The following is a 15,220-nucleotide window of genomic DNA, read 5'->3' as shown; positions in this document are numbered from 1 at the left end:
GGCGGTCCGGCCCCGGCCGGCCGTTGCGGGAGAATGCACCGGTGAGTTCCTCCCCGTCCCCGGTCCGGTCCGCTGCCGAAACCCCGCCCCGGTTGATCGTCACCGACATGGACGGCACCCTGCTCGACGCGTCCGGCATGAAGGTCAGCGACCGCAACATGGCCGCGCTGCGCCGGGCCCAGGACGCCGGCGTCCCCGTCGTCATCGCCACCGGGAGGCCGATCTGGTGGCTGACCCCGGTCCTGGAGGCCGGGTTCACCGGGGTCGCCGTCTGCATGAACGGGGCCATCGTCTACGACGTCGGGGCCGACGACATCATCGCGGCCTCGCCGCTGACCCCCGAGGTCATGCAGACCTTCATCGGGCGCCTCACCGAACTGGACCCGACGGTCTCGCTGGCCGTCGAACGGCTCGGCACCACCCTGCAGGCCTGCATCGCCGAAGAGTCGTACGACCATCCGTGGGCGTTCGGCTACTTCCAGCGGTCGCCGCGGGAGACCCTGCTGGCCGAACCGGTCGCCAAACTCCTGGTCCGGGGGCGCACGGACTCCCGGACGCTCGCCGCCGTCGCCCAGGAGGCGGCCGACACGATGGGCTGGACGACGACCGAGGACTCGGCCGAGGTGGACGGGAGTCCCGTGCACATCACCTGGTCCACCGACGACGGGCTCATCGAGGTCGCCGCCGCCGGCGTCAACAAGGGCGCCGCCCTGGACCGGCTCGCGGCCCGCTGGGACATCGACCCCGCCCACGCCATCGCCTTCGGCGACATGCCCAACGACCTGGAGATGTTCGCCTGGGCCGGTCGGGCCGTCGCCATGGGCAACGCCCACAACGACGTCGTCGCCGTCGCCGACGAGATCGCCGCCGATCATCACGACGACGGGGTCGCGCGGGTGCTGGAGCGCTGGTTCTGAGATTCCCGCCGGGACCTCGGGTGGCCGGGTGTGGACAGCACCACCGGATCCGGGGAACCTGCACCCCGGATCGGTGAACCGGACGTCGCTACCCTTTTCGACGTGACGATCTCCGTGGTGCTGGCCGAGGACAACTCGCTGCTCCGGCAGGGGCTGGTGCGCCTCATCGAACTCGACCCGACCCTGAAGCTGGTCGGCACCGCGACCGACCTGCCCTCGCTGCTCGCCCTCGTCGACGAACAACGCCCGGACGTCGTCGTCTCCGATATCCGCATGCCACCGAGCCACTCCGACGAGGGCATTCAGGTGGCCGGTCACCTGCGGGACCGGCACCCGGACACCGGACTCGTCCTGCTCAGTCAGTTCGCTGAGGCCGCCTACGCGCTGGCCCTGCTGTCCGGTGGGGCTGCCCGACGGGCCTACCTGCTCAAGGAGCGGGTCGCCGACGTCGGCGAGCTGACCGCCGCCATCCGGGCCGTCGCCGACGGCGGGTCCGTCATTGACCCGACGGTCGTCGAGCAACTCGTCACGGCGAGCACCGCGCGGCCGTCGGTCATCGACTCGCTCAGCCCCCGGGAGACCGAGGTGCTGTCGAACATGGCGCAGGGCAAGAGCAATGCGGCGATCGCCGGAACCCTGTTCCTGTCCGAACGGGCCATCGAGAAGCACATCAACTCGATCTTCACCAAGCTCGGACTGGCCGAGGAGAAGGACCTGAACCGCCGGGTCCGTGCCGTCCTGGTGTTCCTCAAGGAATCGCAATGACCGCCCCGGCGCCCTCGGTGCGCGTCGCGATCGTCGACGACCAGGCCCCCTTCCGTCGGGTCGCCCGGGCCGTCGTCGGCCGCACCCCCGGCTTCGAGGTCGTCGCCGACGGCGACAGCGGCGAAGAGGCGGTCCGTCTCTGCCGCGAGTTGCACCCCGACCTGCTGCTCATCGACGTGCAGATGCCCGGCATGGGCGGAGTCGAGGCCGCCCGCCTCGTCCGGGCCGCGGGCTGGTCGCTGGTGGTACTCGTCTCGACCCAGTCCCGCGACGATCTCGACCTGGCCGACCCCACCACCGGGGAGGAACTGCTGTTCCTGCCCAAGGAGAGTCTGACCCCGGCGCGGTTGGCCGAGCTCTGGGCTCAGGTCAGTCGGCCGTCGGCGCCGGCCTGAGTGACCGCGGATCGGCGGTCGGCTCCGCCCGCAGCGGGTCGGTCGGTGCGTCGAGGACGACGGACTGCGCGGTCACCGCGAGATCGGGCCTGGTCAGCTGCCCGGGTGGCGCGTGGTGGGTCGACAGGTACTCGGCGACCTCGGTCGGAAGCGCAGACCGACGCGAGACACGATCTGCTCCGGACCTGGTCAAGGCGGCCGGGGAATGCCGTCTCCGCGCACCCGTGCGGTAGGCGTCCGTTCACATGTGCCTCTGAGGAAGGACCCCGCCAACGCTCCGAAGCCACGGTGGCGGCGCCGCCGCGTCCAACAACCGGGCCTGTGTTATGCCCGGGGTGTGGTCGTCGTCGCCGTCACCCCAGCCAAGGCCCCAAACCCAGTACGGGTGCGATCGTCGGTCAAGAGCACGTGTCCATCGAGGCGCAACGCGCGTTCGCCCGACCGGCCGACACAACTGGTTCGAGGATGCTGCCGTTCCTATCGCCCGATCAATTTGCAGATGTCTGTGCGAGATCCACTTCAGGGGGACTGATCCTGCAGTGCTCCGAAGATAATGCACTACCGGTCTTGATCAGTGAGATCCCGAGGAGAGCAAAGCCGGCGAGCCATCCAAGTGGTGCGCCATCTGCCACCTGGGGTCTAATCAGCCCGATTGTCAATTGCAGAGGCAAGGTGGGCAGGAACCAAAACTTCAGACTCGTGAGCACGGCCGAACTAATTCTTAACACACAGAACGACTTATTGTACGCCAGAGCTGAGAGCGCAGTACTAGCACCCAGCAATGGTGCCCAAACTGGGGCTGAATCTTGACAAACGATAGCGACGACCGCCGCCAGTGCAGCACTAGCTGACCCAAATCTGAGCATAGCGGTCACCGGGCGAGCTAGTCTCGAAGCTAAAGAAATGACCCCGAGTGAAGTCAGCAGAACAGCGACTGAAACGAGACCGGACCAGTAGGAATTGAGGACCGCGACCCAACTTGCGGGACGGTAGTACGAGAACGACCAGGACAATCCTAGGCTTAACCACATCAAACCAGCAACGATGAAGGCCAGGCCTCCCGCCCTCGAGGAGCGGGACGGGTATGCGACGCCGCCATAGCCGTCGTCTAAGAACGACGACGCTACGGCCTCTGGGCTTCCCATTTCGCAGATCGTTCGATCGACCGCCTCTGATGGGTTCAGTCCCATCGAAATCAGCCGCTCGTGAGACGATGACAAATGGTCGTGCAATTCATCGACAATGTCGCCGACATCTTGACGCCACGCAAGTTCTTTTTCGATACTCTGCAAATAGAGCTGGTATGTCTCGTTCACGTTGAATCAACGCTCCGCGATGGTCGCACTGATGGCTAACATGAGTCTGTTCCAGTTCGATCGTTCATCGGCGAGCGCCTCGCGGCCCGGACTCGTGAGGTGGTAGTAGCGGCGTCTACGACCATCAACTCTTCGCCAGTCACTGGCCAGCAGGTTTGCACCTTCGAGTCTATGAAGTGCCGGATAAACGGTGCCCTGTGCAAGATCCAGCTCACCTCGACTTCGGTTCCGAATCTCGTTGAGGAGTGCGTATCCGTGAAGGGGCCCAGCGGCGAGCACCGCCAAGATCAGCATGTCTAGGTGGCCACGGACCGCGTCTGGGCGCATGTGTCGACCATACCTAGATTCGGACAGCACGATGCATAGACAGACCGTGCCTAGCCTGTCTAAGCTTCCTGAAGGTTCACGCCCCGGCAGCAATCGAGGCATCCGCAGCTCTTGGAGGAGAAAATGTCCTTGCTCTCGCGAGTCTGTTCTACCGTCGGTGTTGCCGTCGCTGCTGGGTGCATGCTCTTCGCCCCGTCCGGCGTCGCCAATGCCGACGACAGCCCTCCTGTGACCACCCCAGGCGCCCCGGTTGGATCATCCGCGGCACCTGCACCAGCCGCTGGCTCCGGTACCGCAGCCAGGGCTGCCTTGGCCTGCGCCAGCCAGGAGTTCTGCGTCTCGAAGGACACCTATTTCAACGGCCCCACCTATAAGTTTACGCAGGCGAACACCAACTGGTCCTTCACGAGCTACGCGAATCTCTACAACGAGGACAGCTCATGGCGAAGCCGCTGGGACGTCCCAGTCGTCGTCTACGACTACACCCAGTTCAGCGGCGCGCAGACCATTTGTGTCGCGCAGGGCTGGGACGTTTTCTACAACTCCTCCGCCAGCGATCGGGGCTCCTCCCACAAGTGGGACGGACGCCCCAGTTGCTGACGCAGCCAGCTCGTCGGGCCTGGGTCGTGGCAGCTTGCCAGACCCGGGCCCGTTGGTGGGCTGCTGCCACGCTCGCGATCGTCGCAATGTCTACTGCTTCTGGCTGCTCTGGTTCAGGACCTGGAATAGAAGCCCGAGCACAAGAAGCGGCCGCCGCGCTGGCACAGGTTCAACGAACCTCGGAGGTCATAGGCTCAGCCGAAGCCGTCCTCGTGAAAAAGTGTGTTCACGAGAAGGGCTACCCGTCGTCGGCCGAACCGCAAGCCGAGCCCGACGAAACCGATTTGGGCCTGTTGCCGCCGCCCACCCGTGCGATCGCGGAAGAAGTTGGATACGGCGTGGCGACCAGACTTCTCAAGGCCCAAACGCCTGACGAGTCTAGCCAATGGAAAGCAGCTAGTGACCTGGATCGCGAGGCAGCGTACAAGGCAGCGTTCGGCGATCCTTCAAAAATAGTCACAGAGACCTTCGACGATGGCTACACGGTAAATGTAGGTGCCGATGGATGCTATGCAGATGTGCGTCGGGATCTGTATGGAGATTTGGCCCGCTATACGCGCATGACCTGGATAGCTAGCCAGAGTCTCAATCAGGCCAAGACAGCTGTCGCCGAGAGTTCGAAGTGGCAAGGCGTGGCCTCAGAATGGAGGGTTTGCATCGAGGGTAAGGGTTTGAATGCCGCTTCTAGCGGAGCAATCCGTGCCAACCTGTACGAGGCAAGAGGTGCAGTGGCAGTCTCTTCGTCTGAGGACAGATTCAGTCAATACCTACAGATGCGTGACAACGAGCGCGAACTAGCCACGGCTGATGCGGATTGCGCCGAACAAGCGGGTGCCCCAGGTGCTTGGATTGAGGCCGTATCGACGGCGAACGCAGAAGATCTGGCCAAGAATCATGACGCGCTCGTTGAATGGGCTGCCACCGTCACAGACCGGAGTGCGTCAGCCCTAGAGTCAGCCCAGGATGCGTCACGGTCAAGCTGAGAGGTTCCCGCGCAACAAACCATAGCGTTGACGCGGCTCCGCGTTCTCGGGCCGATCGGCGAACTCGACGGGGATCCCGGTCATCGGGTCACTCTGCCACGCGGGGAGCTGGACTCCGCGTCGGCCAGGCCCGCCGGCCGCGATCGCGACGGGCGTTGCTACTCCACCGGCGATCTGGCCGGCACGTCCCGCCCGGCGACCACTACGGCGGCGAGCACCGCCACCACCACCGGGCCGACCGCAGCCGCGACGAGGACCGGCCACCCGACGACGGCGTCGGTGGCGATCCCGCTCACCCAGGTGTTGGACCAGACCAGCCGTCCGACGAGCACGCCGAGCAGAGTCCCGATCAGCGCCCCCGGGGTGACCACCAGGAACGCGGCCCAGGCCGCCGCGGATCGTCGGTCGGATCGGGTCATGCCGAGCACGGCCAGGGTGGCGCCCTCGGTGGCCCCGCGGCGGATGGCGGCCGTGCACCCGGCGACGAGCAGGGCGATGGTGGCGCCCGCCCAGAGCCACGCTCCCAGACCGGGCAGCTCCCGGACGTCGGCCAGATAGACGACGGACTCCGGCCGTCCGGGGAGGGCGATCTCGGCCTGCTGGGCGAGGTCGGCGATCAGTGACTCCGCCTGACCGGGGCGGGCCACGATGTCGGCGTGGTCGTAGGACTGGCCCCGGTCGATCCGGGTCAGGCCATCCAGTGTCATGAGGGCCATGTCGCCCAGCGGTGTGCTCGACACCGGGGCGACAGTCACGGTCCCGACGACGGTGTAGTCCGCGGGTCCGGAAGGCCCCGGGAACTGCATCGTCGACCCGACCATCAGCCCGAGCCGACCGGCGGTGAGGGTGCCCACCGCCACCTCGTTATCGGTGGTCGGAACCCGTCCGGTGATGACCGACCAGGGGATGCTTCCCAGCTGGTCCCGGTAGCCGAACGCCAGGACCGCGTCGCCGCTGGCCGCCGTACCGTCAGCCGCCGCCCCCGGCACCAGGGGGACCGTGGCCGCCCGGACCAGCCTGATCGCCGCGACCCGCGGATCGAGCGACAGGGCCTGAGCCTGTTCGGGGGTGGCGTCGATGAGGGAGACGTCGGCGTTCCAGCCCCACCGGGCGGGGGTGTCGACCGTGCGTCCCATGCTGGCCGCGACGGTGGCCGAGGCGACCACTGCGACGACGAAGACGGCCACCACCGCGGTCCGGGTCATAGCCACCCACCGCCGACGGCCGGACCCGAGCCGGCGCGCGACGGTCAGCGCGGGTGACCGCGACAGCCGCGGGCGCGTCGCGCGGGACGGATCCCATCGGGTCGACGACCGGGGGAGCAGACCGGCCGCCGTCCATCCGGACGCCGATCGGCTGCGGACCACCCAGCATCCGAGGGTCGAGATGACGACGACGCCCACCAGGGTGACGACCACCCCGGCCGCGAGCACCCACCACTGGGGCGCGAAACCGGGACGTGGTTCCAGGCGGGCGAGACCGCCGATCGGGGGAATCGCCGACGAGGCCAGGCCGATCACGCCGCAGGTCAGGGCGGCGACACCGGCGGTGGCGGTCAGCGGGAGAACCCGGCTCAGGACCCGCTGCGCCTGCGTGAGACCCAGTGCTCGTTCGACGGTCTCGTCGATGCGGTCGCTGCTGGACCGCCGGGTGACGACGGTCAGCAACAGCAGTGCGGCCGCGAGGGCCACCACCATGGCGACCACCCGCAGTGCGGTGCTCAGGACGCTGATGCCGGTCAGCACCGAGGGGTTGACCAGCGTCGAGGTGTCGATGACCCGCACCGGTCCGAGCCCGCTGATCCCCAGGTCGGGCGGGTTGTCCGCCAGGTACTCGGCCGCCGCCGCCCGGAAGGCCTCGCGCTCCGCCGGGTCGTCGGACAGGCGGAGGAAGACCGTGAGCAGCGCCGCGGTGTCGGCGTGGGCCTGGTAGAACGCCTCGGTGGCGTGCGTGTTGGCGATGCCGCTGCCGAAGGCGGGCAGCCGGGCGATGCCGACGACGGTGAAGCGGGCGGGGCCCCCGTCGGGTGTGTCGAAGCCCGCGCCGAACTGGGTGACCTCCTGCGGGGTGAGCAGCTGGGTCGAGACCTGCGAGCCCACGGTCCATCCCGAATCCTGGGCCAGTCCCTCGGCGATGACCAGTTCGTCCGGGCGGGTCTCGTCCGCGGCGCGGCCGTCGACGATGACGGGGTCGACCAGCCCCTGGTGGTCGGCCGGACCGGCCCCGATGTCGATGTACCGCACGCCGGGGCCCTCCACCTGGGCGACCCACGACCATTCGTGGTAGCTGGCCTCGACACCGGGGAGCGCCGCGATCCGCGCGAGTTCGGCCGGGTCCGGCCGCGGGTTGAGCCGGGCATCGTCCCAGCCGACGGCATCGACCAGCCGGTCGTAGACGGTGGCCGTGCGCTGCCCGGCCGCCACCTCGGTCAGCGCCGCCCCGGCCAGCACCCCGATCAGCAGGCCCCAGACGAGAAAACCCTTCCAGCCGTCGCGCCAGCGGGCCCGGGCCAGCAGCACGATCGCCGCGGTGGGCGAGTCGGCTCGCCGGGTATCGGTCGAGCTCGACAACGTCGCGGCGGCAGGTCTTTCCGGCGCGGCAGCGGGCGAGGTCATGACGGCTCCGCCAGCGGCACGCGACCGCGGACCGCACTCCCCGCGCCCGGGGCCGCCTGCAGGTCGAGTGTGCCGCCGATGGCGCCGATGCGGTCGGCCATGTTCGTCAGGCCCGCCCCGCGAGCCACCGTCGCCGGGTCGAAACCCGGCCCCTGGTCGGCGACCTCGAAGACGAGCTCCCCCCGTCGCGCGAGGCCGTCGGCGGCGATCTCCGGTCCGTCGCTGACCGTGATCGTCACCGGGCTGCCCTCGGCGTACTTCGCCGCGTTCTGCAGTGCCTCGAGACAGCTGAAGTAGACGGCGGACTCGATGTCGGCCGGGTACCGACGGCTGAGCCGCGCCTGCACCGTCACCCTGACCGGGCTGCGTCGCGCGGCGGCCGACAGGGCGCTCCCCAGTCCGGCGTCGCGGAGCAGCGGCGGGTAGATGCCGTGGGCGAGGCTGCGGAGTTCGGCGATGCTCGACCGGACGCCGGCGTCCAGCTCGTCGAGCAGCTCCTGCTGGTCGTCGGTGATCTCCGGCATGGTCGATCGCAGCAGGTTGACCGTCACCGCCAGAGCGACCAGATGCTGCTGGGCGCCGTCGTGCAGATCGCGTTCCAGGGCGCGCCGCTGGGCGTCGGCGGTGGCGACCAGGCGGGCGCGGGAGGCGCGGAGTTCGCCGTTGGCGACCTGGAGCTCTTCCAGCGTGCGGGTCAACGCCGAGTCCAGGGTGCGGTTGCGCAGCAGGATGGCGAGCCGGGTGGCCACCGCGGCCAGGGCCCGTTCGTCGGCCGGCCCGAACTCCTCGTCCTCGGCCGCCCGGGTCACCACCAGCAGGGCGAGCACCTCGACCCCGTCGCCGGTCCCGGCCACCGCGGGGGCGATCCGCAGCTGGTCCGGCGCCCCCTCTGCCGGGTGCCGGTGCAGGGTGTCGGCATGGTCGGGCAGCCACAGCGAGACCCAGCCCGGACCGGCGACCCCGGCCCGGGTCAGCACCCGGAGCGCCTCGCCGGTCAGTTCACGCCCGTCCGGTTCCTCCAGAGGGGTCGGTAGCCGCACGGCCGGGGTCAAGCGATACCCGTCCCCGGCCCAGACCGTGATGGTGCCCAACCGGAGCACCCGGCGGGCCGAATCGGCGTAGTCGTGCAGGAATTCGCGCGCCGTCGTGCCGGTCGCGTCGTAGGCGCTGGACGCCGGCTGCTCCGGGAGCACCGACAGCACATCGGCCACCGCCGTCGCCGGCCCGATCCGGCGTCGACGCACCCCACGGGCGATCGCCGGGGCGATCGACGCGCCGGTGACCGCGGTCGCCAGCAACGCGACGAGGGTGGCCACGACCAGGGGGCGTTCGGCCGAACCGGGTTCCCCCATCGGGACCCGACCGACGACCAGCAACCAGCTGACCAACCCGACGACCACCGCGGCCGCCGCGCCGGCGACCGTGACGGCGGTCAGCAGGATGTCGGTCGACCGGCGGCGCGCACCGGGCACAGCCCCGGCCACCTGCCCGGCGATCAGCAGGACGGCGACCACCACCAGGACCCAGGGCAGCGACGGCCAGCCGGCGAGCAGCCCGGCCAGACAGGCCGGCGCGGCCACGGCGACGGCGGCCAGCAGCGACGCCGACGTCAGGGCGCGGCGGGCCCGGGCCCGACCCTGACGGTCGCCGATCACCGGTCGCCCGCACCGACGGCGACGGGCTCGAGACGGCCGTCGCGCATCGCGACCCGGCGACCCGCCCCGGCCGCCACCTCCTCGCTATGGGTCACCAACAGGATGGTCTGGCCGGCAGCGTTCAGCCGCTGGAACAGCTCGAGAATGCCGGCCGCTCCGGCGCTGTCCAACGCGCCGGTCGGTTCGTCGGCCAGCAGCACGGTCGGCCGGTTGGCCAGCGCGCGGGCGATGGCCAGGCGCTGCCGTTGCCCCCCGGACAGCGTGACCGGACTGCTACCCGATTTGTCGAGCAGGCCGAGCAGATCCAGCAGCTCCCGGGCTCGCGCCTCGGCCGCCGCCCGGCCCGCCCCGGCGATCATGGCCGCCAGCGCCACGTTCTCGAGCGCCGTCATGCTGTCCAGCAACCGGAAGAACTGGAAGACGAACCCGATGTGCCGGCGTCGCAGGACGGCGAGTTCGTCGTCGCTCAGGTCGTCCAGCGCCGTGCCGGCCAATCGGACGGAACCGCTGTCCGGACGGTCCAGACCGGCGACCACCTGCAGCAGCGTCGACTTCCCGCTGCCCGAGGGGCCGGTCAGCGCGACGAATTCGCCGTGTTCCACCGTCAGGTCGGCGCCCCGCAGCGCGCGGACCGGGGCGGTGTCCGGCTCGAAGGTCCGGTGCACCGAGCGCACCAGGACGGCCGGCGCGTCGGAGGCGCGCTCGATCGCCGGGGGCTCGGACATGGGGTCACTGTAGGAGCCGGACCCGACACCCGGCTCGGGCGCTGGCCGATCCCCCGGGGTGGGGCCAGCACCCCCACTTTCGGAGGACGAAACCCCCGATCGGGGCGCGCCCGAACCGGTGCCGTTCACCGTGCAGAGCCATCCGCATACCGGTACGTTCCGCGCACGGTCACGCCCAGGTGGCCACCAACCGGAGGCTTTCATGGCCCAGCGTTTGCGTCTCCTGCTCGCCGCGTTGCTGATGGTCGTGACGGGGGTGATGACCGCCGGACCGGCGGCGGCGGCGGATCCGCCCCCGGTGGTCGCGAACCAGGCGCTCGATCTGGCCTTGGTCACCGGGATCAACCAGGCGCGGGCGAAGGCCGGGGCGCCGCCACTGAGTGCGACCCAGAGCGCCGACATCTATGCCCTGTTCTCCGCATCCGGCGATTGGGCCTGCAACGGCCAGCCCAATCCGGACGGGCCTTCGGTGCTGCCGTCGTTCGGTCTCGACCCGGAGCTGTTCACCGAACGCGTGCACGCTCAGCCGGCGGCCTCCGATGACATCACGGCGATCCTGGCGGATCTGCTGAACGACAAGTCCCTGCTCGACCCGAAGTTGCGGTACGTCGGTCTGGCCTCGCTGTCCGGCGGATCCCAGTGCGGGGACACGCTGCGGACGGTCGTCGTCGCGACCGACCAGGTCGCCTGGTTCGGCCAGGTCGTGACCATGGTGTCGAAGGCGAACGGCAAGTACGTCACCGCGGAGAAGGGCGGCGCCCTCCCACTGATCGCCAACCGTGACCGCGTCGGCCAGTGGGAACGGTTCGACGTCGTGCGGGTCTCCGCCACCGACGTCACTCTGCGTTCCCTCGCGAACGGCCAGTACGTCTCCGCGGAAGCCGCCGGGGCGCTCCCGCTCATCGCCAACCGCTCCTCGGTCGGGACGTGGGAGACGTTCTCGCTGGTTCCCGTCGACGGCAGCACCGTGGCCCTGGCCAGCCGGGCCGACAACCGCTGGGTGACGGCCGAGAGTGCCGGGCGGGCACCGTTGATCGCGAACCGGGCCGTCATCGGTGGCTGGGAGCAGTTCGAACTGCGCGGCCCGCTGGGTGACGCGTTCGGGGCCGAGCAGATGCGGACCCTCGCCGGACAGCAGTGACCGATCCGTCGTCCGGGCGGCCTCCCGCCGCCCGCCCGGACTGACGCTGTCGAACGCCGCTGACGCTGGTCATCTCGCCGAATCCGGGCCGCCGCCCGCCCCGTTCGGCCGAGGTGACCAGCGTCAGCGCAGGTCATCGGCGCCACCACGACGGCCGGCCCGGCGAATTGTCCGATGTGACCGGGTGGGGGGATGGGAACGGCGTTACCGTGATCGCGCGATCACTGTCCGCTCGTGTCCCGGGAGGCCGTCATGCACCGTCCCCTTCGCTCCGCAGTGCTGGCCGCCGTGCTCGCCCTCATCGGGACGATGATCACCGCCCCCACAGCGACGGCCCGGGACGCGACGCCCGTCGTCGACGAGGTGGGGCTCCCCGCAGCCCTGATGGCCAGGTTAAACCAGGCCCGGGCCGCCGTCGGTTCTCCGCCGTTGCAGGCCGCCGGTAGCGCTTTCGACTATGCCCGTTACACCGTGAACGGGGAGTGGGCCTGTGGCGGTGGGACGAACCCCTACGGGATCAAGATGGCCCCCACCTTCGGCGTCTCGAACAACCCGTGGGCCGAACTGATGAGCTCGGAACCGGCCGCGACGGCGACCGTCGACAGCATCCTCACCGAGCTGACCAAGGACAACACGGCCCTGCTGCAGCCTCAGTTCACCTTCGTCGGCATCGTGTCGATCACCGGCGGTGAGCAGTGCCCGGACCAGGTGCGTACCGCCGCGATCGTCACCGGGGGCGTGCTGGCGATGGGCAGGGTCGTCACCCTGATGTCCAAGGCCAACGGCCTATTCGTCACCGCTGAGAACGGCGGGCGGCTGCCGTTGATCGCCGCCCGCGACGCGGTCGGCGGGTCGTGGGAGCAATTCGACATGGTGAGTCTGTCGGCCACCGATGTCAGTCTGCGGTCACTGGCCAACGGCCGGTACGTCACCGGGGAGGCGGCTGGCACTCGTCCCCTCATCGCCAACCGGTCGGGGGTCGGCGGCTGGGAGACCTTCACCGTCGTGCCCGTCGACGCCACCTCCGTCGCCCTGTTCAGCCATTCCGACGATCGGTGGGTGTCGGCCGACGACGCCGGGCAATCCCCGCTGATCGCCGATCGGGTCCGGGTCGGGACGTGGGAACAGTTCGAGCTGCGGGATGGCCGCGGGCAGTCCCAGGCGCTGTCATCCGTGCTGCCCGCCTCCTGAGAACACGCCCTTGACTTCGAGTGCGCTCGCACTCCTACCGTCGATGGAGTGAGCACACAGAACGAGGCGTGGGCGCCGGGCGGCGGGTTGTCGGTGGCCGAGATGGCCGCCGTCACCGGTCTGACGGCCCACACCCTCCGCTGGTACGAACGCGTCGGACTGATCCGCCCCATCGCCCGCACCAGCGGTGGCCGGCGGCGGTACGACGAGCAGGACGTCGGCTGGGTGGCGTTCCTGCTGCGTCTGCGCGAGACGGGAATGCCGGTGGCGCAGATGCGGGAGTACGCCGACCTGCGGGCGCAGGGTCCGGCGACCACGCGGGCGCGGCTGGCCGTGCTCGAACGGCATCAGGCCGCGCTGCGCGAGCAGATCGCCCGCCTGCAGTCGCACGACGCGGCGCTGGCCGACAAGATCGCCGCCTACCGGGACACCTTGCTGGGCGCCGACTCCCGAGTCGACGGGGCCGCGTCATGACCGCGGCCGACGGTGCGCAGACCCGGCAGCAGCGGTACGAGCGGGGCGCCGCGGTACTGGACGCGGTGGACGGTGCGGCCGGGGCCCGCGTCGTCGCCGCCCTGGCCGACGTCTCGCCGGACCTCGCCCACCATGTCGTCGCCTGGGGCTTCGGCGACATCTACGCCCGGCCCGGCCTGCGGCCCCGCGACCGACAGCTGGTGACGCTGGGCATGCTGACCGCGCTGGGCGGCTGCGAACCGCAGCTCGAAGTCCACGTGAACGCGGCTCTCGACGTCGGGCTGACGGCCCCGGAGATCGTGGAGGCGCTGCTGCACAGCGCCGTGTACTGCGGATTCCCGCGGGCGCTCAACGCCACCTTCACCGCCCGCAAGATGTTCGCCGAGCGCGGTCTGCTGCCCGTCCGGAACGCCGGCACCGCCGGTTGCGCGTCGGGGGCAGCGGAGGACGCTGGGCCCATGACCGAACGACCCGAGCGCTGGACGCAGGCGACCGTCTACCCGGACATGTGGGTGAACCCGCAGAACGATCCGCGCAACACCGACGGGGTCAGCCCGGACGGTGAACTCCCCACCCTCCAGGACTATCTGCGCGACTACCGATTGACCCTGACGATGAAGTGCGAAGGGCTCGACGCGGAGCAGCTGGCCCGGCGATCGGTGCCACCGTCGTCGCTGTCGCTGCTGGGTCTGGTCCGCCACCTGGCCGAGGTGGAACGGGACTGGCGGACCTGGGTCCGTCCGGACCGGCCGCTGGACAAGCTGTACGGGCCTGATGGCGGCGACTTCGCCGGCGCGGTGGGCGATCCCGCCGTCGTCGACGGTGCGTTCGCCGATCTTGCGCGCGAACAGCGGGAGACCGACGAGTTGCTCGACCGGTACCCCGACCTCGGCGAGCGGGTGGGCGACCAGGGGATCGCCCTCCGCGAGATCTGGGTCCATCGCATCGACGAGTACGCCCGGCACTGCGGGCACGCGGATCTGCTGCGCGAGTGCATCGACGGCCGGGTCGGGCAGTGACCGGACGTCGACGGGAGCACCCTGGAGGACGGCGCCGCCGCTCGCGGCGCGGAAGGATCGGAGAAAGACGATGAAGCTCGGCATCCACCTGGCCAACCTGACGTTCCCGGGCGGGACGGCCACTCTGGCCGACGATCTCGCCCGGGTCGCCCGGCAGGCCGACGATCTCGGCTTCGCCCGGATCAGCGTGATGGACCACGTCTGGCAGATCGGCCCGGTCGGGCCGGTCGACGATCCGATGCTGGAGGCCTACACGACGCTCGGGTTCCTGGCCGCGCACACCCGGCGCGCCCAGCTGCTGGCCTGGGTCACCGCGGTCGTCTACCGCGAGCCCGGCCTGCTGGCCAAGTGCGTCACCACGCTGGACGTGCTGTCCGGCGGGCGGGCCATGCTCGGGATCGGCGCGGCCTGGAACGACGAGGAGGCCGCCGGCCTGGGCCTGCCGTTCCCGCCGACCAAGGAACGGTTCGAGCGGCTGGAGGAGACGCTGCAGATCCACCAGCTGATGTGGACCGACACGCAGGAGCCGTTCCACGGCCGGCACTACACCCTGACCCGGACGCTGAACCACCCGCAGCCCATCAGCCGGCCGCACCCGCCGATCCTGATCGGCGGCGGGGGCGAGAAGAAGACGCTGCGGATGGTGGCCCAGTACGCCGACGCCTGCAATCTCTTCGACACCCCGGACCTGGCCCACAAACTCGAGGTGCTGCGCGGCCACTGCGCCGACCTCGGACGCGACGAGGCGGAGGTCGAGAAGACGGTGATGGCCCGGCTCGATCCGGGCGCGGACGGCGAGGGAGTCGACGACGTGCTGGCGAGTCTGCGGCGGCTGGCCGACCTGGGCATTCAGCACGTGCATCTCGGGCTGCCGGACATCGCCTCGTCGGACCGGTTGCAGATCCTCGGTGAGCGGGTACTCCCGCAGATCGCCGACTGGTAGGGAGCCCGCCGTGGTCCACAAGAAGCTGACGCTGCCGAGCAAGACGTGCCCGGTGTGCGGGCGGCCGTTCGTCTGGCGCAAGAAGTGGGCCCGGGATTGGGAGAACGTGCGGTACTGCTCCGAGCGGTGGCGGCGCCCCGGCGCCGGCCCCCCC

General features: G+C 70.0%; 16 protein-coding genes and 1 pseudogene. 12 read left to right on the top strand and 5 right to left on the bottom strand.

The annotated features are described in order from the left end of the window. Positions 1–41: 41 nt before the first annotated feature. The 3 genes from FDO65_RS18125 to FDO65_RS18115 all read left to right on the top strand — a co-directional run bounded on the left by FDO65_RS18125 (position 42) and on the right by FDO65_RS18115 (position 2,077). Positions 42–917, top strand: a complete 876-nt coding sequence (locus FDO65_RS18125; protein WP_137451158.1) for an HAD family hydrolase — start codon at positions 42–44, stop codon at positions 915–917. A 102-nt stretch (positions 918–1,019) separates the two neighbouring features. Further along, the gene (locus FDO65_RS18120) at positions 1,020–1,682 is read left to right on the top strand and encodes a response regulator transcription factor (RefSeq protein ID WP_137451157.1); all 663 of its coding nucleotides are present in this window, start codon (positions 1,020–1,022) and stop codon (positions 1,680–1,682) included. Next, positions 1,679–2,077 carry a response regulator gene (locus FDO65_RS18115; protein ID WP_137451156.1) on the top strand — a complete coding sequence of 133 codons (399 nt, stop codon included), beginning with the start codon at positions 1,679–1,681 and terminating at the stop codon, positions 2,075–2,077. Before FDO65_RS18120 ends, FDO65_RS18115 begins: the two co-directional genes overlap by 4 nt. A 488-nt stretch (positions 2,078–2,565) precedes the next feature. Here the strand turns inward: FDO65_RS18115 and FDO65_RS18110 are convergent, their stop codons facing one another. After that, on the bottom strand, positions 2,566–3,393 hold the full coding sequence (locus FDO65_RS18110) for a hypothetical protein (RefSeq protein ID WP_137451155.1): 828 nt from the start codon (positions 3,391–3,393) through the stop codon (positions 2,566–2,568). Between the two features lie 6 nt (positions 3,394–3,399). After that, positions 3,400–3,687 (bottom strand): helix-turn-helix transcriptional regulator, encoded by a 288-nt coding sequence (locus FDO65_RS23230; protein ID WP_338101058.1) that lies wholly within the window; start codon positions 3,685–3,687, stop codon positions 3,400–3,402. A gap of 213 nt (positions 3,688–3,900) precedes the next feature. On the opposite strand from FDO65_RS23230, the gene FDO65_RS18100 reads away from it, so the two are divergent. Together FDO65_RS18100 and FDO65_RS18095 are read left to right on the top strand one after the other, a co-directional pair. Then, complete coding sequence (locus tag FDO65_RS18100; RefSeq protein WP_166442279.1) at positions 3,901–4,320, top strand: peptidase inhibitor family I36 protein; 420 nt, start codon at positions 3,901–3,903, stop codon at positions 4,318–4,320. A gap of 86 nt (positions 4,321–4,406) precedes the next feature. Beyond that, entirely contained in the window at positions 4,407–5,303 is an 897-nt protein-coding gene (locus FDO65_RS18095) for a hypothetical protein (protein ID WP_137451152.1), read from the top strand. Between the two features lie 158 nt (positions 5,304–5,461). On the opposite strand, the gene FDO65_RS18090 is transcribed toward FDO65_RS18095, so the two are convergent. Genes FDO65_RS18090 through FDO65_RS18080 form a run of 3 tightly spaced genes read right to left on the bottom strand, consistent with a single transcriptional unit; the run spans position 5,462 to position 10,298 of the window. Next, on the bottom strand, positions 5,462–7,918 hold the full coding sequence (locus tag FDO65_RS18090) for an FtsX-like permease family protein (protein WP_137451151.1): 2,457 nt from the start codon (positions 7,916–7,918) through the stop codon (positions 5,462–5,464). Continuing rightward, positions 7,915–9,573 (bottom strand): sensor histidine kinase, encoded by a 1,659-nt coding sequence (locus FDO65_RS18085; RefSeq protein WP_137451150.1) that lies wholly within the window; start codon positions 9,571–9,573, stop codon positions 7,915–7,917. Before FDO65_RS18085 ends, FDO65_RS18090 begins: the two co-directional genes overlap by 4 nt. Beyond that, the gene (locus FDO65_RS18080) at positions 9,570–10,298 is read right to left on the bottom strand and encodes an ABC transporter ATP-binding protein (RefSeq protein WP_205850154.1); all 729 of its coding nucleotides are present in this window, start codon (positions 10,296–10,298) and stop codon (positions 9,570–9,572) included. Before FDO65_RS18080 ends, FDO65_RS18085 begins: the two co-directional genes overlap by 4 nt. Before the next feature lie 202 nt (positions 10,299–10,500). On the opposite strand from FDO65_RS18080, the gene FDO65_RS18075 reads away from it, so the two are divergent. The 7 genes and pseudogenes from FDO65_RS18075 to FDO65_RS23350 form a co-directional block, all read left to right on the top strand. Continuing rightward, a complete protein-coding gene (locus FDO65_RS18075; RefSeq protein ID WP_137451148.1) occupies positions 10,501–11,439 on the top strand; it encodes a fascin domain-containing protein in 939 nt (312 codons plus the stop codon). 252 nt (positions 11,440–11,691) lie between these two features. After that, complete coding sequence (locus FDO65_RS18070; protein ID WP_137451147.1) at positions 11,692–12,630, top strand: hypothetical protein; 939 nt, start codon at positions 11,692–11,694, stop codon at positions 12,628–12,630. 48 nt (positions 12,631–12,678) lie between these two features. Then, the gene (locus FDO65_RS18065) at positions 12,679–13,104 is read left to right on the top strand and encodes a MerR family transcriptional regulator (RefSeq protein ID WP_205850153.1); all 426 of its coding nucleotides are present in this window, start codon (positions 12,679–12,681) and stop codon (positions 13,102–13,104) included. After that, positions 13,101–13,508, top strand: a pseudogene (locus FDO65_RS23360) (carboxymuconolactone decarboxylase family protein); the annotation flags it as partial. The gene FDO65_RS18065 and the pseudogene FDO65_RS23360, both read left to right, overlap by 4 nt. A gap of 54 nt (positions 13,509–13,562) precedes the next feature. Further along, a complete protein-coding gene (locus FDO65_RS23355) occupies positions 13,563–14,123 on the top strand; it encodes a DinB family protein (protein WP_137451513.1) in 561 nt (186 codons plus the stop codon). 70 nt (positions 14,124–14,193) lie between these two features. Next, a complete protein-coding gene (locus FDO65_RS18050) occupies positions 14,194–15,066 on the top strand; it encodes an LLM class F420-dependent oxidoreductase (RefSeq protein ID WP_137451146.1) in 873 nt (290 codons plus the stop codon). Beyond that, positions 15,032–15,220 (top strand): DUF2256 domain-containing protein (locus FDO65_RS23350; RefSeq protein ID WP_420847554.1); only part of this gene is annotated, 189 nt, incomplete at its 3' end. The genes FDO65_RS18050 and FDO65_RS23350, both read left to right, overlap by 35 nt.

It is taken from the genome of Nakamurella flava (assembly GCF_005298075.1).
GTDB lineage: Bacteria > Actinomycetota > Actinomycetes > Mycobacteriales > Nakamurellaceae > Nakamurella > Nakamurella flava.
This window is presented reverse-complemented; position numbering and strand designations above follow the sequence as displayed.

Excerpts from the sequence above, each read along its gene's own strand:
- FDO65_RS18095 (WP_137451152.1), top strand. The coding sequence starts at position 4,407 with ATGTCTACTGCTTCTGGCTGCTCTGGTTCAGGACCTGGAATAGAAGCC.
- FDO65_RS18080 (WP_205850154.1), bottom strand. The coding sequence starts at position 10,298 with ATGTCCGAGCCCCCGGCGATCGAGCGCGCCTCCGACGCGCCGGCCGTC.
- FDO65_RS18075 (WP_137451148.1), top strand. The coding sequence starts at position 10,501 with ATGGCCCAGCGTTTGCGTCTCCTGCTCGCCGCGTTGCTGATGGTCGTG.
- FDO65_RS23355 (WP_137451513.1), top strand. The coding sequence starts at position 13,563 with ATGACCGAACGACCCGAGCGCTGGACGCAGGCGACCGTCTACCCGGAC.
- FDO65_RS23230 (WP_338101058.1), bottom strand. The coding sequence starts at position 3,687 with ATGCTGATCTTGGCGGTGCTCGCCGCTGGGCCCCTTCACGGATACGCA.
- FDO65_RS18050 (WP_137451146.1), top strand. The coding sequence starts at position 14,194 with ATGAAGCTCGGCATCCACCTGGCCAACCTGACGTTCCCGGGCGGGACG.
- FDO65_RS18090 (WP_137451151.1), bottom strand. The coding sequence starts at position 7,918 with ATGACCTCGCCCGCTGCCGCGCCGGAAAGACCTGCCGCCGCGACGTTG.
- FDO65_RS18100 (WP_166442279.1), top strand. The coding sequence starts at position 3,901 with ATGCTCTTCGCCCCGTCCGGCGTCGCCAATGCCGACGACAGCCCTCCT.
- FDO65_RS18070 (WP_137451147.1), top strand. The coding sequence starts at position 11,692 with ATGCACCGTCCCCTTCGCTCCGCAGTGCTGGCCGCCGTGCTCGCCCTC.
- FDO65_RS18115 (WP_137451156.1), top strand. The coding sequence starts at position 1,679 with ATGACCGCCCCGGCGCCCTCGGTGCGCGTCGCGATCGTCGACGACCAG.